Genomic DNA, 16,847 nt, shown 5'->3' on the forward strand with positions numbered 1-16,847 from the left:
GGCCGCGGGAGCCGTCAGTCGTGTCGCCCGGGCAGCTTTCCGGCATAGTTCGCGCGTGGGCGGATCAGTCCGCCCATGTCCTGCTGTTCCAGGGCGTGCGCCAACCAGCCTGCCATGCGTCCGGCAGCAAACATCGACAAGGCGGCATCGGCGCCCAGCTCGTACAGCGAGGCGATGGTGGCCAGCGCAAAGTCCAGGCTGGGTTCGCGGCCACTGCAGTCCTTCACTGCCTCGATCAGGTGGCGGATGCGCAGCAGGCCAGGCCGGCGCGGGCGGATCTCTTCGATCATCGCCAGCAGCACGGCGGCGCGCGGGTCGCCCTCGGGATACAGCGGATGACCGAAGGCCGGCAGCTCATCGCCACGGCGCAGGCGTTCACGCACGTGATCGGCAGGCCGCCGTTCGCGCACCGCCTGTTGGATGAAGGCGTGGGCCCGCGCCGCGGCGCCGCCATGTTGCGGGCCCGACAGCGCCGCCAGGCCTGCCACCACCGCCGCGTGCAGGCTGGCGCCGGTGGAAGCGGCCACGCGGGTGGCGAAGGCCGACGCGTTGAGTTCGTGGTCGGCGCACAGCACCAGCGTGCTGCGCACCAGGGCGGCGAAGGCCGCGTCGCCGCGTTGCCAATTGTCGGCCATCAGGCGATGGATCGGGCGGCGTTCCGGGCGGGTGCCGCAGAGCAGGGCTGCGGTCTGGCGCAGCAGCAGGGCGGCGTATTCCCGGCGCTGCGCGGGATCGGTGCTGTGCGTGTAGGGCGTGTGCAGCGAGAGCAGCGGCAGGGCGGCAGCGGTGCGCTCCAGTGGTGGCAGTCCGCGTTGGCGAAGCAGCATCGACACGGGGTCGGGCCAGTGCTCCGGCGGTGGCGCGGCAAAGGGATCGGCCTGGCTGTCCCACAGCAGGCGTGCCACGTCCTCAAGGCTGGCGCCGGCGCGAGCCAGTACGAGAGCGGACTCCCCGCGGTAGTAGTGCCCATGGGGGCGGATCAGCGAAATGCGCGTTTCCAGCACCGGAAGGCCCCAGGTGAGGCTGTGTGCGGCGCCTTGCGCGGCCCCACGTCCCGCCTGCTTGCGTTCGATCAATCGCTCGACGTCGTCGGCGCGGTATTCACGACTGCGTCCGTCTGCACCTGGCCGCGAATCGATCTTGCCGCGGCTGACATAGGCGTACAGCGTGGCGTGGCTTACTCCCAGTCGGGCGGCGGCTTCGTGGGCGGACAGATAATCGGCGCGCATGGTGACATATTGATCCGTTCGATCAAGATTGATCAATACATCCGGCGGTGACACAGTGATCGCCGTGGTCACGGCGCGTACTGCGCCGCGACATGGCGTTGCCGACGCATCGCCTACAATACGAGGTTTAGGAGAATCATCATGTCCCTATCCACATCTGCCGGCAGCCGGTTCCGCGATGCCGTTGCCGCCGAGAAGCCCCTCCAGGTGATGGGCGCGATCACCGCTTACGCCGGCCTGATGGCCAAGCGCGTGGGCTACAAGGCGCTGTACTTGTCCGGTGGTGGTGTCGCCGCCAATTCGCTGGGCATGCCCGACCTTGGCATCTCCACCATGGAAGACGTGCTCACCGACGCCCGTCGCATCGTGGACGCGACCCAGCTGCCGCTGCTGGTGGACATCGATACCGGCTGGGGCGGCGCCTTCAACATCGCGCGCACCATCCGCTCGTTCATCAACGTGGGCGTGGCTGCGGTGCACATGGAAGACCAGGTCGGCCAGAAGCGTTGCGGCCACCGCCCGGGCAAGGAAGTGGTGCCCAAGGAAGAGATGGTCGATCGCGTCAAGGCCGCGGTGGACGCGCGTACCGACGCCGGCTTCGTGATCATGGCCCGCACCGACGCCGCCGCCGTGGAAGGCATCGACTCGGCTATCGACCGCGCCTGCGCCTACGTCGAGGCGGGTGCCGACATGATCTTCCCCGAGGCGATGAAGACGCTGGACGACTACCGTCGCTTCAAGGCCGCGGTGAAGGTGCCGATCCTGGCCAACCTCACCGAGTTCGGTTCCACCCCGTTCTTCACCACCGACGAGTTGCGCGACGCCAACGTCGACATTGCCCTGTACTGCTGTGGTGCCTACCGCGCCATGAACAAGGCCGCGCTCAACTTCTACGAGACGGTGCGCCGCGAAGGCACCCAGAAGAACATCATCAACACGCTGCAGACCCGCGAAGAGCTGTACGACTACCTCGGCTACCACGCCTACGAGGACAAGCTCGACCAGCTGTTCGCCACCAAGAAGGCCTGAGCGGCCAGCCGATTGGCCGACCGCGGCATCCACCCGCGGTCGGCCAGAGTCGCATGCATTTAGGAGACGTATCCGATGAGCGAGCAAACCCTTCCCAAGCCCAAGAAATCCGTCGCCCTGTCCGGCGTGGCCGCGGGCAACACCGCGCTGTGCACGGTCGGCCGCAGCGGCAATGACCTGCACTACCGGGGCTACGATATCCACGATCTGGCGGCCAAGGGTTGCTTCGAGGAAGTGGCCTACCTGCTGGTGCACGGCGTGCTGCCGAACTGGGCCGAACTGAACGCCTATCGCGCCAAGCTCAAGCGCCTGCGCGGCCTGCCGGCCCCGGTCAAGAGCGCGCTGGAGTTGCTGCCGGCCGCCACCCACCCGATGGACGTGATGCGCACCGGCTGCTCGGTGCTGGGCACCGTGCTGCCGGAGAAGGACGACCATAACGTCACCGGCGCCCGCGACATCGCCGACCGCCTGATGGCCAGCTTCGGCTCCATCCTGCTGTACTGGTACCACTTCAGCCACAACGGCAAGCGCATCGAGACCGAGACCGAGGACGAATCGATCGCCGGCCACTTCCTGCACCTGCTGCATGGCAAGAAGCCGAGCGAGCTGCACGCGCACTCGCTGGACAAGTCGCTGATCCTGTACGCCGAGCACGAGTTCAACGCGTCCACCTTTACCGCACGCGTCATTGCCGGTACCGGTTCGGACATGTACTCGGCCATCACCGGCGCCATCGGCGCGCTGCGCGGTCCCAAGCACGGCGGTGCCAACGAGGTGGCGATGGAGATCATCGCCCGCTACCGCAACGCAGCCGAGGCGGAAGCCGACATCCGCGCGCGCGTCGAGCGCAAGGAAATCATCATCGGCTTCGGCCACCCGGTGTACACCGTGTCCGATCCGCGCAACGAGATCATCAAGGAGATCTCGCGCAAGCTCTGTACCGAGGGCGGCAACCCCACCCTGTTCGACGTGTCGGAGAAGATCGAGAAGCTGATGTGGGAACAGAAGAAGATGTTCCCCAACCTCGACTGGTTCTCAGCCAGCGCCTACCACATGATGGGCGTGCCGACCGCCATGTTCACCCCGCTGTTCGTGATCGCCCGCACCTCCGGCTGGAGCGCCCACGTGATCGAGCAGCGCGAGGACGGCAAGATCATCCGCCCGAGCGCCAACTACGTGGGTCCCGAGGACCAGGCCTACGTGCCGATCGAAAAGCGCTGAGCGACATCGCGGTGTAACGAGAAAGGCGGCGGCTTCGGCTCCCGCCTTTTTTTCTTAACTTTCGTTGCGGTTCAGGACCCTGTACGACATTGCTATCGTTTTGTGTGCATGGGTGTAACAGCTTTGATACGCATGTTCCACAACGCCATCCGTCATTCAATGGTGCCTGGAACCCATTGAAATGGCTGCTCATGCCTCGCGGGTTATGACGGCGACGCCGGTCGCGCACCCTGATGGGGTGTAACAGCTTTGAATCACCCGGCCTGCAAAGAGGCTGACCAAAGCCAATCTCAGCTTGCAGAAGTCAGCCCAAACGGCTGATTTGGCGGCTGTCGCAGGCGTGCTTGAGCCGATTCGACACGTGGCACGTAAGTTGCGACAGCTGCGTGCTGGATGTGCAAGGCCAGCACTCACAGGGGGTCACCGCATCGTTCCAGGAGTAATGACTATGCGTAAGACTCTAATTGCAACCGCGATTGTGCTCGGATTGGGGTTGGCACTCCCGGCATTCGCAGGTAACAACACCAACACCAATAACGGGTTGGGCGACCTCACCAACTACAACAACGAGACGACCAACCAGACGACGAATACCAATACGGATTCGTTCAACACCAGTACCGTAGTCAACCAGACCGTACTGAGCGGCACGGTGACCGATCTGTCGGTATCGGACATCGGCAACTCTGCCCAGAACAGCGGCAATGCCAACGGTGGTAACGGTGGTAACGGTGGCAGTGGCAATGGTGGTAAGGGCAGTGGCGGCCGGGGCACCGGTGCGAATGGCGGTTCCGGCGGCGGCGGCGGTTGGGCATCTTCGCAGAGCGGCCAGGCCGGTGGTTCGAGTGCCTCGTCTGGAGATGCTGGCGGGCTGAGTGCCTCGGTCGGCGGTGGCTCGACCGGCGGCGATTCGGGCAACGCCAACAGCCACGCCCACAACCATGGCTCCGGCTCGGCAAGCGGCGGTGGCGACAGCTCGGGCGCGGGTGGTGAGTCGACCGGTGGCGCAGGTAGCGCAGGTGCGGCGAGCGGTACCAGTGGCTATGCCAGCTCCACGGGCGGCACCAGTGGTTCCTCCACTGCATCGGCCGGTTCGGGCGCGGCAGGCGGCGAGGGCGGTAGCGGCACGGGCGGCGTAGGCACGGGTGGCGCTGGCACCGGTGGCGCAGGTGCGTCAGGTGGTGCAGGCGGATCGAACTCCGTGAATGGCGGCTCGTTCGATATGTCCAACACCATGACCAACGGCGCTGCCGCGGCAGCGGGCATCATGGTCATCGCACAGAACAGCGGTGCTGCAGCCCTCATCCAGCAGGGCGTCAATGTCCAGGCAAACCTGACCGTTCATTGAGTGACGGAGGTCCGGCACGGCGGAGCGCAGCGCTCCGCCGTGTGCGGCCGGGGAACCACACGTAAGCAGTCGTTCGGAGGAGGTCGACGCAAGTCGACGTCCATGCACCAGTCCAGGACGCCTGCGGGAGATACTGCCGTGCGATCTCTAGAGCGGATGGTCAGCTTTACAGCGTTCAGCCTGTTGTCCATGTCTGCGGCGGCTTATGCGGAGGATGCGGCTATTCCTCCGGCCACGCTCAGCGACGGTACTAGCCCGTATATCGCCGTTTATGTTGCGGCGACCCGGGTCGAGGGCGTGGATGCCAGTGATTTCGGCCAGGGCGTCGACAGCTCGACGCTTGCCAGCATGAGCGGCGGCACCAGCGTGCAGCAGAACACCACGCTTACCGGGACGACCAGCAACGACACTGCCAACCATATCTATTCCGGCGACAACATCATCAGCGGCGATTCCTTCAGTGGTGCCGCCGGAATCCCAGTGGTGATCCAGAATTCGGGAAGCAACGTCCTGATCCAGAACGCCACTGTACTCAACGTAGAGTTCAAACAGTGAAGCATCTGGCGGCGCTGCTGATCACTTTGGCGGCGCTGCCGCTGGGAAGCCATGCCTCGACCGTGGGCGTGGTCAGTCCCGGGGCCGGCACGTACACGATCCATCTCACGAGCCTCAAGGAGGCTCGCTACAAGAGCACCGTCCACCAGAAGTACGACTTCAGTTGCGGATCCGCGGCGGTCGCGACGCTGCTCACCTACCAGTACGGCTATCCGGTCAACGAGCAGGTCGCCTTTGAACAGATGTTCATCCACGGCGACCGCGCGAAGATCAAGAAGGAAGGCTTCTCGCTGCTGGACATCAAGCGGTTCCTCGAGGCCAACGGTTTCCAGGCTGACGGCTACAAGGTACCGCTGGACCGGCTGGAGAAGGAGAACATTCCCGCCATCGTGCTGATCAATGAGAAGGGCTATCACCATTTCGTGGTGATCAAGGGCATGCGCAACGGGCGCGTGCTGGTGGGCGATCCTGCGCGCGGCACGCGCGTGATCGCGCTCGACCACTTCATGCAGGTATGGCAGAACGGGCTGGTGTTCGTCATCCACAACCGCCGCAACCTGGCGGTGTTCAACAGCCCTAACGATTGGAAGGTCGCGCCGTTGGCGCCGGTGAGTACCGGCGTGGATCGCGGAAATCTGTTCAACACCGTGATGCCCAAATACGGGCCGGACGATCTGTGAGGTGCACGCATGAAACCGATGACACGGATCATTTTCCTTGGGGTGGTTTTCCTCGCCAGCCAGCCGTGGACGCGCGGCGCGACGGTGATGGACGTCGGGCCCGGCACCCAGGCCACCCCCACCGCTGCGGCATTGACCCCAGCCGCAGCCACGGCGGGGCAGCCGACCGATGCGGCGCTCGCCGCCGTACAGGGTGGCGGGGATGACCTCGCCGGGTGGACGCCTGTCAGCGCCGACACTCTGGACGACATGCGTGGCGGCTACGACGTGGGCGAAGGGCTGGAGGTTTCGTTCGGCATCGACCGGGCGGTCTACGTCAACGGCAACCTGGTGACGTCCACCAGCTTCAACATTCCCGACGTCGCGCACATCACCGCGGCACAGGCCGCCGCGATGGAGGCCGCGCTCAACTCGGTGACCGTAGTGCAGATCGGCCCCAACAACTCTTTCAATCCCGCCTCGCTCAGCCACACGCAACTGGGCACGGTGATCCAGAACAGCCTCAACAACCAGAATATCCAGACCATCACCACCCTCAACACCTCGGTCAACACGCTCGACGTATTCCGGCAGATGAATTTCCAGCAATCCCTGCAACAGGCCGAGCTGAATTCATTGGGCCACTGATCAGCCAAGGGACACGCACGGCAAACGCCATGCTGCCCAGCCACCAGCCGCGAAGGAATGTCGCGGCGTTTTCGTACGCGGCCGACTTCGACCTTTGAGCGATAAGGAAGCACGATGCGACACGCAGCATGGCGGTACCTGTGGTCAGCGGGATGCGCGGCGGGTCTGGTCGCGTTGGGGGCACCGGTCGTGGCGCAGCAGACGCAACCGGCGCCAGCCGGCTCCGTCACGCCACCTGCATCGACGGCGCCGGCACCGGCTGCGGCGCAGGCGGCGCCAGGTGCATCATCCGGGGATCTCAAGCAGAAGGTGGAAGAGCAGGGCGAGCGTATCGAGGCGATGCGCAGCCAGATCAGCGCGCAGATCGAGCAACTCGATGCGATGAAGCGCGCGCTGGCTGCGCAGGAGGCCGACTACCAGGCACTCAAGCACGCCGTAGGCATGGATGAACTGGACAAGCAACGCGCGGGCAGCATTGCCTCCGCCGGCCCGGGGGCTTCGGCACTGCCCATGCCGGCCGGCGATTCACTGGCGCAGAACGCACCCAGCGCGCAGTCGTCCGATACCGGCCAGCAGCCGCAGGCCCAGCAATCAGTGGGACAGGCGCCCAAGTCGGACACGCGGCCACCCGAGGTGGCGCCCATCTTCCAGCAGCCCGGTGTACTTACGCCGCAGGGCAGGTTCATACTCGAGCCGGCCTACCAGTTCGAATACTCCTCGGCGGACCGCGTGGCGCTGGTCGGATACACCGTGATACCGGCCATCCTGATCGGCCTGATCGATGCGCGTGAGGTCAAGACCACCACGCAGATCGGCTGGTTGACCGGACGCTACGGCATCACCAACCGGCTCGAAGTGGAGTTGCGCGTACCCTACGTGTACCAGCATGTGGATACGGTCAGTCGCGAGATCTTTACCGGCTCGGCCACCGACAACGCCTTCGGCTCCAGCGGCCACGGACTGGGCGACATCGAAGCCACCGCGCGCTACCAGATCAACGTGGGCGGTCCGGACAAGGCCTACTACGTGGGTTGGCTGCGCGTGAAGTCGCGCACCGGCACCGATCCGTTCCAGGTCACCACCGACTGCATCCAGCGCTGCGTGGAAAACGTGATCAACGAGGTGGACCTGCAGGCCACCGGCACCGGGCTGCCGCTGCAGCAGCCGACCGGTTCGGGCTTCTGGTCGATCCAGCCGGGCGTCACCTGGCTTTATCCGTCCGACCCGGTGGTGTTCTTCGGCAACGTGAGCTACCTGTACAACGTGGCGCGCGACAACGTGAGCCGCAAAATCCTGCTCGGCGGCACCGAATACCTGGGCAAGGTGAAGGAGGGTGACGTGGCCGATGTCAGCGTAGGCATGGGCTTGTCGCTGAACGAGAAGGCATCGATCAGCATCGGTTACGACCAGAGCTTCGTGGGCATCACCAAGGAGAACAACCAGACCGTGCCGGGTTCGGTGAAGACGGTGCTGGGTACGCTGCTGATTGGTGGTTCGTGGCGGCTCAGCGACAAACGCACCTTGAACTTCACGCTGGGCGTGGGCGTCACGCGTGATACGCCTGACGCCACGGTGACTGTGCGCGTGCCGATGATGTTCTAGGCCTCATTGGCGAACGCTTAAAGGGCAGGAGCGGCTCAGAGGCCTTCCTGCTGCATGGCGGACTTCACGCCGCTGTCTTCCAGCATGCGCTGGTGGAAGCGGGCGAGATGGTCCAGGCCGGAGAGATCCACGCCTTTGCCCTTGGCCCAGTTGATGACCACGAACAGGTAGGGGTCGGCAAAGCTGCGGGTACCGGTGAGCCAGTCCCTGTCGGTCAGCTGCGCATCCAGCCGCTCGTAGTAGCCACGCAGCCGCACCAGGGCGGTGGCGCGGAGCTGTTCCTGCTCGGCCTCGCCTTCGATGAAGCGCTCGGGACGGAACACCGGGCGGAAGGCGGGGTGCAGGTCCGAGTTGATGTAGGCCAGCCAGCGGTTCGCTTCGGCGCGACTGCGTGCGCTGCCATCGCCGCCGAGCCTGGCCTCCGGATACTTGTCGGCCAGGTAGTTGAGAATGGCCGCGTTCTCCGTGAGCACCCAGCCATCGGCTTCCTGCAACGCCGGCACCGCGCCCGACGGATTGATGCGCAGGTATTCGGGCGAGCGCAGCTCGTCGCGAGCGACGCGATGGGCCGCGTACGGCTGGCCGATCCATTCGAGGACGATGTGATCGGCCAGTGAGCAGGCGCCCGGCAGGTAGAACAGCTTCATGCGGTGAGTTTCCGGTGTGAAAAGGCCGCGCAGTGTCGCTTGCCGGTGGGCGCGGCCTCAAGCCTCGGCACGGCGCCGCGTGCGCCCATGGCGAACCAGCCAGCCACCCAGGCACACGCCCAGCACCAGCACGGCATCCAGCGTGTAGGGCGCCCATGGGTTCTGCTCGAACCAGACCGAGACCCAGTGGTCGTGCGCGATCATGCGGGCCGAGGTCCAGGCGATCGCCGCCGCGCCGATGTACACGACGATCGGGAAGCGCTCGATCAGGCGCAGGATCAGCGAGGAGCCCCACACCACCAGCGGCACGCTGATCGCCAGGCCAATGACCACCAGCAACATATGGCCCTTGGCCGCGCCGGCGATGGCCAGTACGTTGTCCAGGCCCATCAGGGCATCGGCGACGATGATGGTGCGCATGGCAGTCCAGAAGCTGCCGGCGGCGTCCACCTCGTGGGCGGGCTTGGCATCCTGCTGCAGCAACTTCCAGGCAATGGGCAGCAGTAACAGGCCACCGGCCAGCATCAGGCCCGGCAGTTCAAGCAGGTAGACCACCACGGCGGTCAGCAGCAGGCGCACCACCACGGCGCCGACGGTGCCCCACAGCACCGCCTTCTTCTGGATGCGGCGGGGGAGGTTGCGCGCAGCCAGTGCGATCACGATGGCGTTGTCGCCCGCGAGCACAAGGTCCAGCAGCACGATGGCCAGCAGGCCAGAGAGGAAGTCGGTACCAGTCAGTTCCATGGGGCAGTCTCTGCGCGTCGGACCAATGCAGCAGAGACAGACACGCGCGGCCCGTCGCTACTGCAAAAGTCTCGTTCGCGGCAGAGCCGCTGCGGCGACCGGAGCGCGGGTTGCGCTCGTGGTGACGACCACCGCAAGGACAGCCTGCAAGGCATGTCCGGAACTACTCCCTTTTGGAGTGAGTATTCGATTTATTTTCACGGCCGGTTCGCTAATTAGTCAAGTCACGCTTGTTCAGCAAACCGTTCCAGGCGGGTGAACGAGTGTCCTTTCCTTGTGCCGCGAGAATGCCCATGAGTGCACCCGACATCCGCTCCGCGAAGCGTCCGGAACCCGACCAGCCGATGGTCGATGTCGCCCGGTATGTCATCGACTATGAGATCGATTCCACCGAGGCGTACGACACGGCGCGTTACATGCTGTTGGACTCGCTGGGCACGTCCATGCTCGCGATGAAGTTTCCCGAATGCGTCAAGCACCTGGGGCCGGTGGTCCCGGGGGCGACCCTGCCGGGCGGGGCCCGCGTGCCGGGCACCAGCTACGAGCTGGATCCGGTGCAGGCCGCGTTCGCCATCGGCACCCAGATCCGCTGGCTGGACTTCAACGACACCTGGCTGGCTGCCGAATGGGGTCACCCATCCGACAACCTTGGTGCCATCCTGGCCGTGGCCGACTACCTCAGCCGCAAGGCCGAGCGCGAGGGTGGCCAGCCGATGACGGTGCGCGACGTGCTTGCATACGCCATCAAGGCTCATGAAATCCAGGGCTGCTATGCCCTCAGGAATAGTTTCAACCGTGTCGGGCAGGATCACGTCATCCTGGTGCGCCTGGCGTCCACCGCCGTCGCCACGGCCATGCTGGGCGGCACCAAAGAACAGATCATCACTGCGGTGTCGCACAGCTGGATCGACAACGGTGCCCTGCGTACCTATCGCCACGCCCCGAACACCGGCCCGCGCAAGAGCTGGGCCGCGGGCGACGCCTGCCGGCGTGCCGTGACCCACGCCATCAACGCCGTCTATCGTGGCGTGGTGGGCTATCCGTCGGCGCTCAGCGCGCACACCTGGGGCTATTACGACGTGGCCTTCAAGGGCAAGGCCTTCGAGTTCGAGCGGCCATTCGGCAGCTACGTGATGGAAAACGTGCTGTTCAAGATCAGCTTTCCGGCGGAGTTCCACGCGCAAACCGCGGTGGAGTGCGCGATGAAGCTGCATGCTGCCGTTGCCGGCAAGCTCGACCAGATCGACAAGGTCGTCATCGAGACCCAGGAAGCGGGCATGCGCATCATCGACAAGACCGGCCCGCTGGCCAACTATGCCGATCGCGACCACTGCATCCAGTACATGGTGGCCGTTCCGCTGATCTTTGGCCGGCTGACCGCCGACGATTACAACGACGAGGTCGCTGCCGATCCGCGCATCGACGCCTTGCGCGCGAAGACTGTGGTCAGTGAAAACCTGCGGTTTACCGAAGATTATTTCGATCCCGAAAAGCGCTACATCGGCAACTCCGTCCAGGTGTTTTTCAAGGATGGCAGCAGTACCGAAAAGATCTCCGTCGACTATCCGATTGGCCACCGCAAGCGCCGTGCAGAGGGCATTCCGTTGCTTCTGGAGAAGTTCGAGTCGGCGCTGCGCGGTCACCTGCCGGCGCACCGGGTGCGGACCATCCTGGACGTCACCGCGGATCCGCTCAGGATGGATGCGATGCCCATTCAGCAATTCCTTGCTCTCTTCACGCTGTAAAGACGGCGTGAGCAGAAAATGAACGGGCGTTTGGGGTCGATTTGCAATTGTTTAACTTTTGCTAAACTACTCCGCGCCCGTTTCGGGTAAATCAAGCATCAAGGTAGTGAGGTCATGATCGTGGGCTCCATAGGAGTCGGAATCCGCGACTGATGTTTTTCCCGTCTGGGGTGAACGGACGCGTACACCAATAAACGAGGAGACACCTGATGAAACGTAAGGGCTTGTACATTCTGATTGCCCTCGCCCTGGGCGGCGCCGGCGCCGTTCACGCGCAGGACAATACTGCCAGTGCCACTTCCTCTTCGACGCCGACGTCCAGCTATGACGGCCGCTGGTACATTGCGCCGACCGTGGGTGGCTACTACAACGATACCGATCGCAACACCAACAGCCGCCAGTTCTATTACGGTCTGGGTGTCGGACGTTATTTCTCGCCGAACTTCTCGCTGGACTTCTTCTTCGACCGCACCAAGCGCGACCGCGACAACTACGTCGACGGCGTGTACACGGGCGGCGGCAAGTGGGCCAACAACAATTACGGCGTCGCGGCCCGCTACTACTTCCTCGACTGGAATGCGTGGCGTCCGTACCTGCTCGGTGGTGTGATCGGCAGCTACCACCAGAACAGCAACGACAACGGTTGGGATCCTGCGGCTGAGGTCGGCCTGGGCGTGTCCAAGACGGTCACCGACAGCACCGACGTCCGCGTGGAAGCCGGCTGGCGTTACGACTGGGACGACAAGACCCAGCCGAGCAAGAACGGTTACGGCGACTGGTTCCTGGGCTTCAGCATCGTGTCGCGCATCGGTGCGCCGCCGGCTCCGCCGGCTCCGCCGCCGCCGCCGCCGGCTCCGGACTGCTCCAAGCAGTTCCGCAACGGCGTGAACCTGTGCGACAACAAGTGCCCGGATCTGCCGGAAGGCACGATCGTCGGTCCGGATGGTTGCCCGCAGAAGGTCGTGATCGACCTGCGCGGCGTGAACTTCAAGTTCGACCGTCCGAAGAAGGGCGAGAAGGATATCGCCAAGTCGCTGGCCGAGCCGACCAAGGATTCCTTGGCCATTCTCGACCAGGCGGTCGACACCCTGCAGCGCTATCCGCAGGTCAAGGTCACCGTGGCCGGCTACACCGACAGCGTGGGTACGGCGGAGTACAACCAGGGCCTGTCGGAGCGTCGTGCGAAGATCGTGTACGACTACCTGATTGGCCATGGCATCTCTGCCGACCGTCTGATTGGCCCGGTGGGTCACGGCAAGAACGACCCGATCGACACCAACGACACGGATGCCGGTCGTGCGCGCAACCGTCGTACGGAGCTGCAGGTCCAGCAGTAATCGGACTTGTCCGTGCGGTACCGAAAAGCCCGGCGCAAGCCGGGCTTTTCTTTTGTGGCGAGGCGGGGCGTCGAAAGAGGCGGGCCCGCGGTCCGTGTAGGCAACCTTGCGCGCATCGATATGTACGAATGGGCTGCGCCACGTTGAAGGAGTTTGGCTGCGCGTGTTGAGAGGTTGCACGCGTAGCGATGCAGGCGTGCGACAACACGACGGCTTATCGGCAGGCCAGCTACATCAGTCGCGCGCGTGCGCAGATATGTGTATGCAACACAAGAAGTACTGCGATGCATAAGGCGCGACATGATGTCGCATCGATGGTGTTCGCGAACAAGACATGCATTGTCTGGCTGAACCACGCCTCACTAGTACCGTCTCTCATGGCGTGCGATGGCCTTAACGGTTTTGCTACACTTCGCCGCGCTTTGGATCTTGTGACACTTTTCGATCGGGACGCAAAGCGAGGGGCGCCTTTCGTCCCTGCAAGTAGAAGTCAGTTTTGACGCGCGTTTTCCGTCTGGGGTGGAACGGACGCGAATACCAATAAATGAGGAGACACCTGATGAATCGTAAGGGCTTGTACTTCCTGATTGCCCTGGCCCTGGGCGGTGTAGGTGCGGCACACGCGCAAGACACCACTGCCGGTGCGACCACGCCGAGCTTCGACGGCCGTTGGTACATCGCTCCGACCGTGGGCGGCTACTACAACGACACCGATCGCAACACCAACAGCCGTCAGTTCTACTACGGCCTCGGCTTCGGCAAGTTCATTAACTCGTACACCTCGATCGACCTGTTCTTCGACCGCACCAAGCGTGACGTCGACAACTCGCTCGGCGGCGGTACCTGGGCGAACAACAACTACGGCGTTGCCGCTCGCTTCTACTACGGCGACTGGAACGCTTGGCGTCCGTACGCCCTCGTGGGCGTGATGGGCAGCTACCACCAGAACGCAAGCGATCGCGGCTGGGCTCCGGCTGCTGAGCTGGGCGTCGGTCTGTCCAAGACCGTCACCGACAGCACCGACGTCCGCGTGGAAGCCGGCTACCGCTACGACTGGGACGACAAGACCCAGCCGAGCCAGAACGGCTACGGCGACTGGTTCCTGGGCTTCAGCATCGTGTCGCGCTTCGGCGAACCGGCCGCTGCTCCGGCTCCGGCCCCGGCTCCGGCCCCGGTTGCTCCGGACTGCTCCAAGCAGTTCCGCAACGGCGTGAACCTGTGTGACAACAAGTGCCCGGATCTGCCGGAAGGCACGATCGTCGGTCCGGACGGCTGCCCGCAGAAGGTCGTGATCGACCTGCGCGGCGTGAACTTCAAGTTCGATCGCCCGAAGAAGGGTGAGACCGACATCAAGAAGGCGCTGGCTGAGCCGACCGCTGACTCCGTTGCCATCCTCGACCAGGCTGTCGACACCCTGCAGCGTTACCCGCAGGTCAAGGTCACCGTCGCCGGCTACACCGACTCGGTGGGTAAGGACGCGTACAACCAGGATCTGTCGGAGCGTCGCGCGAAGATCGTGTTCGACTACCTGACCGCTCATGGCATCGCTGCCGACCGCCTGATCGGCCCCATCGGTCATGGCAAGAACGACCCGATCGACAGCAACGACACGGATGCCGGCCGCGCCCGCAACCGTCGCACCGAGCTGCAGGTCCAGCAGTAATCGGATTCGTCCGAGCAGTACCGAAAAGCCCGGCGCAAGCCGGGCTTTTCTTTTGTGCGGCAGGCGCCTTGTCGCCTACCATGTGTTGCCTCGCGTGCCACTGCCTCCTGCCATGCCTCCATCCCGCCCGCCACTGCGCCACGCAGCACCACAGGCCCCACGCCACGGGCTGGCCCGCGTGCTGAGCAAGCTTGGGGTGTGTTCGCGCAGCCAGGCAGAGAAGGCGATACGTGAGGGCAGGGTGAGCGTGGATGGCAAGGTGGTGCTCGATCCCGAGCGGCCCGCCGATGCGCAGCGCCAGCGCATCCTGCTGGACAACGCGCCGGTTTCAGAATCCAGGCGCGTCTATATCGCGATCAACAAGCCACGCGGCATCGTGGTGAGCGCAGCGGACGAGCGCGGGCGCGACACCGTGTATGACCTGCTCAGGGATGCCGGCCTGCCCTGGCTGGGCCCGGTCGGGCGGCTCGACAAGGCCAGCGAGGGCCTGTTGCTGTTGAGCAACGACAGCGTGTGGGCCTCGCGGCTTACCGAACCCAGGCATCACGTGGACAAGACCTACCACGTGCAGATCAATGCGATTCCCGATCAGGCGTTGCTCGATGCGCTGCTCGACGGCGTGGTGGAGCAGGGTGAGCGTCTTGCCGCGCTCCGCGCCACGCTGCTGCGCCAGGGCGAGAAGAACGCCTGGCTGGAAATCGTGCTGGACGAGGGACGCAACCGCCACATCCGCCGCCTGCTGGAGGCGCATGGCATCGACGTGCTGCGTTTGATCCGCGTGGCTATCGGACCGTTGGCGCTCGGCGACCTGGCCAAGGGGCAGTGGCGGCATTTGAGCGCAGAGGAAGTACAAGCGCTTGCACGGGTGCATGCACCGTGAGGCCTGTCGCGCAGCGGGATTTGACCTGTGTAGGAGCGCACCCTGTGCGCGACCGGCATTGCGGTGTCGTCGCGGCACGTCCATTCGCGCACAGGATGCGCTCCTACAAGACAACGGGTGGTGCTCAGGGCACGCTGATGATTCGCGTGGCGATCAGGCGAGTTGGCCAAGGGACCGTGGCGGGATTTGAGCTGTAGGAGCGCACGCTGTGCGCGAGCGGCATTGCCACGTCATCGCTGCACGTGCTTCCGCGCACAGGGTGCGCTCCAACAAAAGAGAGCTGGCGGACGGGTTAGATCACGCCGAGCTTCTTGCCAACCTTGGTGAACGCGGCAATCGCCTGGTCCAGGTGCTCGCGCGTATGTGCCGCGCTCATCTGCGTGCGGATGCGTGCCTGGCCCTGCGGCACCACCGGATAGAAGAAGCCGGTGACGTAGATGCCCTCGTCGAGCAGCTCGGTCGCCATGGCCTGCGCCTTCTTGGCGTCGTAGATCATCACCGGCACGATCGGGTGCACGCCCGGCTTGATGTCGAAGCCGGCCTTGGTCATCTGTTCGCGGAAGTAGGCCGTGTTGGCCTTGACCTGTTCGCGCAGGTCACCGGCGGCCGACAGCATGTCGAACACCTTGATGCCGGCAGCCACCACGTGCGGTGGCAGCGAGTTGGAGAACAGGTAGGGGCGCGAGCGCTGGCGTAGCATCTCGATCACTTCGCGGTGGCCGGTGGTGAAGCCGCCCAGCGCGCCACCGAGGGCCTTGCCCAGCGTGCCGGTGATGATGTCGATCTTGTCGAGCACGCCGTTGACCTCGGCCGAGCCGCGGCCGGTGTCACCCAGGAAGCCGGTGCAATGGCATTCGTCGATGTGCACCAGCGCGTTGTACTTCTCGGCCAGCGCGGTGATCTGGTCCAGCGGCGCGATGAAGCCGTCCATCGAGAACGCGCCGTCGGTGGTGATCAGCTTGGTGCGCGCGCCCGCGGCATCGGCGGCCTGCAGCTGCTTCTCCAGGTCGGCCATGTCGCAGTTGGCGTAACGGAAGCGCTTGGCCTTGCACAGGCGGATGCCGTCGATGATCGAGGCGTGGTTGAGCGCGTCGGAGATGATCGCGTCCTCCTCGCCCAGCAGCGGCTCGAACAGGCCGCCGTTGGCGTCGAAGCAGGCGGCGTAGAGGATGGTGTCCTCGGTGCCGAAGAAGTCGGCGATCTTCTTCTCCAGTTCCTTATGCAGGTCCTGGGTGCCACAGATGAAGCGCACCGAGGCCATGCCGAAACCGTGGGTGTCCAGCGCATCCTTGGCAGCCTGGATCACTGCGGGGTGATCGGCCAGGCCCAGGTAGTTGTTGGCGCAGAAGTTGAGCACTTCCTTGCCGCTGTCCAGGCGAATCTTGGCCGACTGCGGCGAGGTGATGATGCGCTCGGCCTTGAACAGGCCCTGCTCACGGATCGATTCGAGTTCGCTGGCGAAGCGCGACTGGCCGGGGTAGCTCATGGGGAAATTCCAGCTGGGTCAAAAGGCTATTTTGAGCCCTTGGGGGCGGGCTGT

Annotated in this window: 15 protein-coding genes; 11 read left to right on the forward strand and 4 right to left on the reverse strand. The window is 64.4% G+C overall.

The window, feature by feature from the left end; all coding sequences use genetic code 11:
- Window positions 1-14: 14 nt before the first annotated feature.
- Window positions 15-1,229, reverse strand: a complete 1,215-nt coding sequence (locus tag DVU99_RS00755; RefSeq protein ID WP_114238298.1) for a citrate synthase family protein — start codon at window positions 1,227-1,229, stop codon at window positions 15-17.
- Between the two features lie 141 nt (window positions 1,230-1,370).
- On the opposite strand from DVU99_RS00755, the gene prpB reads away from it, so the two are divergent.
- The 7 genes from prpB (at window position 1,371) to DVU99_RS00790 (ending at window position 8,291) form a co-directional block, all read left to right on the forward strand.
- Window positions 1,371-2,258 (forward strand): methylisocitrate lyase, encoded by an 888-nt coding sequence (gene prpB, locus DVU99_RS00760; RefSeq protein ID WP_114238299.1) that lies wholly within the window; start codon window positions 1,371-1,373, stop codon window positions 2,256-2,258.
- Window positions 2,259-2,333: 75 nt separating this feature from the next.
- Entirely contained in the window at window positions 2,334-3,479 is a 1,146-nt protein-coding gene (gene prpC, locus DVU99_RS00765) for a 2-methylcitrate synthase (RefSeq protein ID WP_114238300.1), read from the forward strand.
- A 448-nt stretch (window positions 3,480-3,927) separates the two neighbouring features.
- Window positions 3,928-4,827, forward strand: coding sequence for a hypothetical protein (locus DVU99_RS20220; RefSeq protein ID WP_198670139.1), 900 nt, complete (start codon window positions 3,928-3,930; stop codon window positions 4,825-4,827).
- 138 nt (window positions 4,828-4,965) lie between these two features.
- Entirely contained in the window at window positions 4,966-5,382 is a 417-nt protein-coding gene (locus DVU99_RS20000) for a hypothetical protein (RefSeq protein ID WP_232823398.1), read from the forward strand.
- Entirely contained in the window at window positions 5,379-6,062 is a 684-nt protein-coding gene (locus DVU99_RS00780; protein ID WP_232823399.1) for a C39 family peptidase, read from the forward strand. The genes DVU99_RS20000 and DVU99_RS00780 overlap by 4 nt, the downstream gene beginning before the upstream one ends.
- Before the next feature lie 18 nt (window positions 6,063-6,080).
- Window positions 6,081-6,689: a hypothetical protein gene (locus tag DVU99_RS00785; RefSeq protein WP_114238301.1), complete on the forward strand. Its 609-nt coding sequence runs from the start codon at window positions 6,081-6,083 to the stop codon at window positions 6,687-6,689.
- Between the two features lie 114 nt (window positions 6,690-6,803).
- The gene (locus DVU99_RS00790) at window positions 6,804-8,291 is read left to right on the forward strand and encodes an acetate kinase (RefSeq protein ID WP_114238302.1); all 1,488 of its coding nucleotides are present in this window, start codon (window positions 6,804-6,806) and stop codon (window positions 8,289-8,291) included.
- A gap of 35 nt (window positions 8,292-8,326) precedes the next feature.
- On the opposite strand, the gene DVU99_RS00795 is transcribed toward DVU99_RS00790, so the two are convergent.
- Window positions 8,327-8,938 carry a glutathione S-transferase N-terminal domain-containing protein gene (locus DVU99_RS00795; protein WP_114238303.1) on the reverse strand — a complete coding sequence of 204 codons (612 nt, stop codon included), beginning with the start codon at window positions 8,936-8,938 and terminating at the stop codon, window positions 8,327-8,329.
- 57 nt (window positions 8,939-8,995) lie between these two features.
- The gene (locus DVU99_RS00800; protein WP_114238304.1) at window positions 8,996-9,682 is read right to left on the reverse strand and encodes a TerC family protein; all 687 of its coding nucleotides are present in this window, start codon (window positions 9,680-9,682) and stop codon (window positions 8,996-8,998) included.
- 293 nt (window positions 9,683-9,975) lie between these two features.
- On the opposite strand from DVU99_RS00800, the gene DVU99_RS00805 reads away from it, so the two are divergent.
- From DVU99_RS00805 to DVU99_RS00820, 4 genes are all read left to right on the forward strand, one after another.
- Window positions 9,976-11,427: a bifunctional 2-methylcitrate dehydratase/aconitate hydratase gene (locus tag DVU99_RS00805; RefSeq protein WP_114238305.1), complete on the forward strand. Its 1,452-nt coding sequence runs from the start codon at window positions 9,976-9,978 to the stop codon at window positions 11,425-11,427.
- A 209-nt stretch (window positions 11,428-11,636) separates the two neighbouring features.
- Window positions 11,637-12,764: an OmpA family protein gene (locus tag DVU99_RS00810; protein ID WP_114238306.1), complete on the forward strand. Its 1,128-nt coding sequence runs from the start codon at window positions 11,637-11,639 to the stop codon at window positions 12,762-12,764.
- 559 nt (window positions 12,765-13,323) lie between these two features.
- A complete protein-coding gene (locus DVU99_RS00815) occupies window positions 13,324-14,427 on the forward strand; it encodes an OmpA family protein (RefSeq protein WP_114238307.1) in 1,104 nt (367 codons plus the stop codon).
- Between the two features lie 112 nt (window positions 14,428-14,539).
- A complete protein-coding gene (locus tag DVU99_RS00820) occupies window positions 14,540-15,307 on the forward strand; it encodes a pseudouridine synthase (protein WP_114238308.1) in 768 nt (255 codons plus the stop codon).
- A 292-nt stretch (window positions 15,308-15,599) separates the two neighbouring features.
- On the opposite strand, the gene kbl is transcribed toward DVU99_RS00820, so the two are convergent.
- On the reverse strand, window positions 15,600-16,793 hold the full coding sequence (gene kbl / locus DVU99_RS00825) for a glycine C-acetyltransferase (protein WP_114238309.1): 1,194 nt from the start codon (window positions 16,791-16,793) through the stop codon (window positions 15,600-15,602).
- Window positions 16,794-16,847: the final 54 nt, after the last annotated feature.

The sequence above is a fragment of the Dyella sp. C9 genome, assembly GCF_003332825.1.
Lineage (GTDB): Bacteria > Pseudomonadota > Gammaproteobacteria > Xanthomonadales > Rhodanobacteraceae > Dyella.

Excerpts from the sequence above, each read along its gene's own strand:
- DVU99_RS00755 (WP_114238298.1), bottom strand. The coding sequence starts at position 1,229 with ATGCGCGCCGATTATCTGTCCGCCCACGAAGCCGCCGCCCGACTGGGA.
- prpB (WP_114238299.1), top strand. The coding sequence starts at position 1,371 with ATGTCCCTATCCACATCTGCCGGCAGCCGGTTCCGCGATGCCGTTGCC.
- prpC (WP_114238300.1), top strand. The coding sequence starts at position 2,334 with ATGAGCGAGCAAACCCTTCCCAAGCCCAAGAAATCCGTCGCCCTGTCC.
- DVU99_RS20220 (WP_198670139.1), top strand. The coding sequence starts at position 3,928 with ATGCGTAAGACTCTAATTGCAACCGCGATTGTGCTCGGATTGGGGTTG.
- DVU99_RS00785 (WP_114238301.1), top strand. The coding sequence starts at position 6,081 with ATGACACGGATCATTTTCCTTGGGGTGGTTTTCCTCGCCAGCCAGCCG.
- DVU99_RS00790 (WP_114238302.1), top strand. The coding sequence starts at position 6,804 with ATGCGACACGCAGCATGGCGGTACCTGTGGTCAGCGGGATGCGCGGCG.
- DVU99_RS00795 (WP_114238303.1), bottom strand. The coding sequence starts at position 8,938 with ATGAAGCTGTTCTACCTGCCGGGCGCCTGCTCACTGGCCGATCACATC.
- DVU99_RS00800 (WP_114238304.1), bottom strand. The coding sequence starts at position 9,682 with ATGGAACTGACTGGTACCGACTTCCTCTCTGGCCTGCTGGCCATCGTG.
- DVU99_RS00805 (WP_114238305.1), top strand. The coding sequence starts at position 9,976 with ATGAGTGCACCCGACATCCGCTCCGCGAAGCGTCCGGAACCCGACCAG.
- DVU99_RS00810 (WP_114238306.1), top strand. The coding sequence starts at position 11,637 with ATGAAACGTAAGGGCTTGTACATTCTGATTGCCCTCGCCCTGGGCGGC.
- DVU99_RS00815 (WP_114238307.1), top strand. The coding sequence starts at position 13,324 with ATGAATCGTAAGGGCTTGTACTTCCTGATTGCCCTGGCCCTGGGCGGT.
- DVU99_RS00820 (WP_114238308.1), top strand. The coding sequence starts at position 14,540 with ATGCCTCCATCCCGCCCGCCACTGCGCCACGCAGCACCACAGGCCCCA.
- kbl (WP_114238309.1), bottom strand. The coding sequence starts at position 16,793 with ATGAGCTACCCCGGCCAGTCGCGCTTCGCCAGCGAACTCGAATCGATC.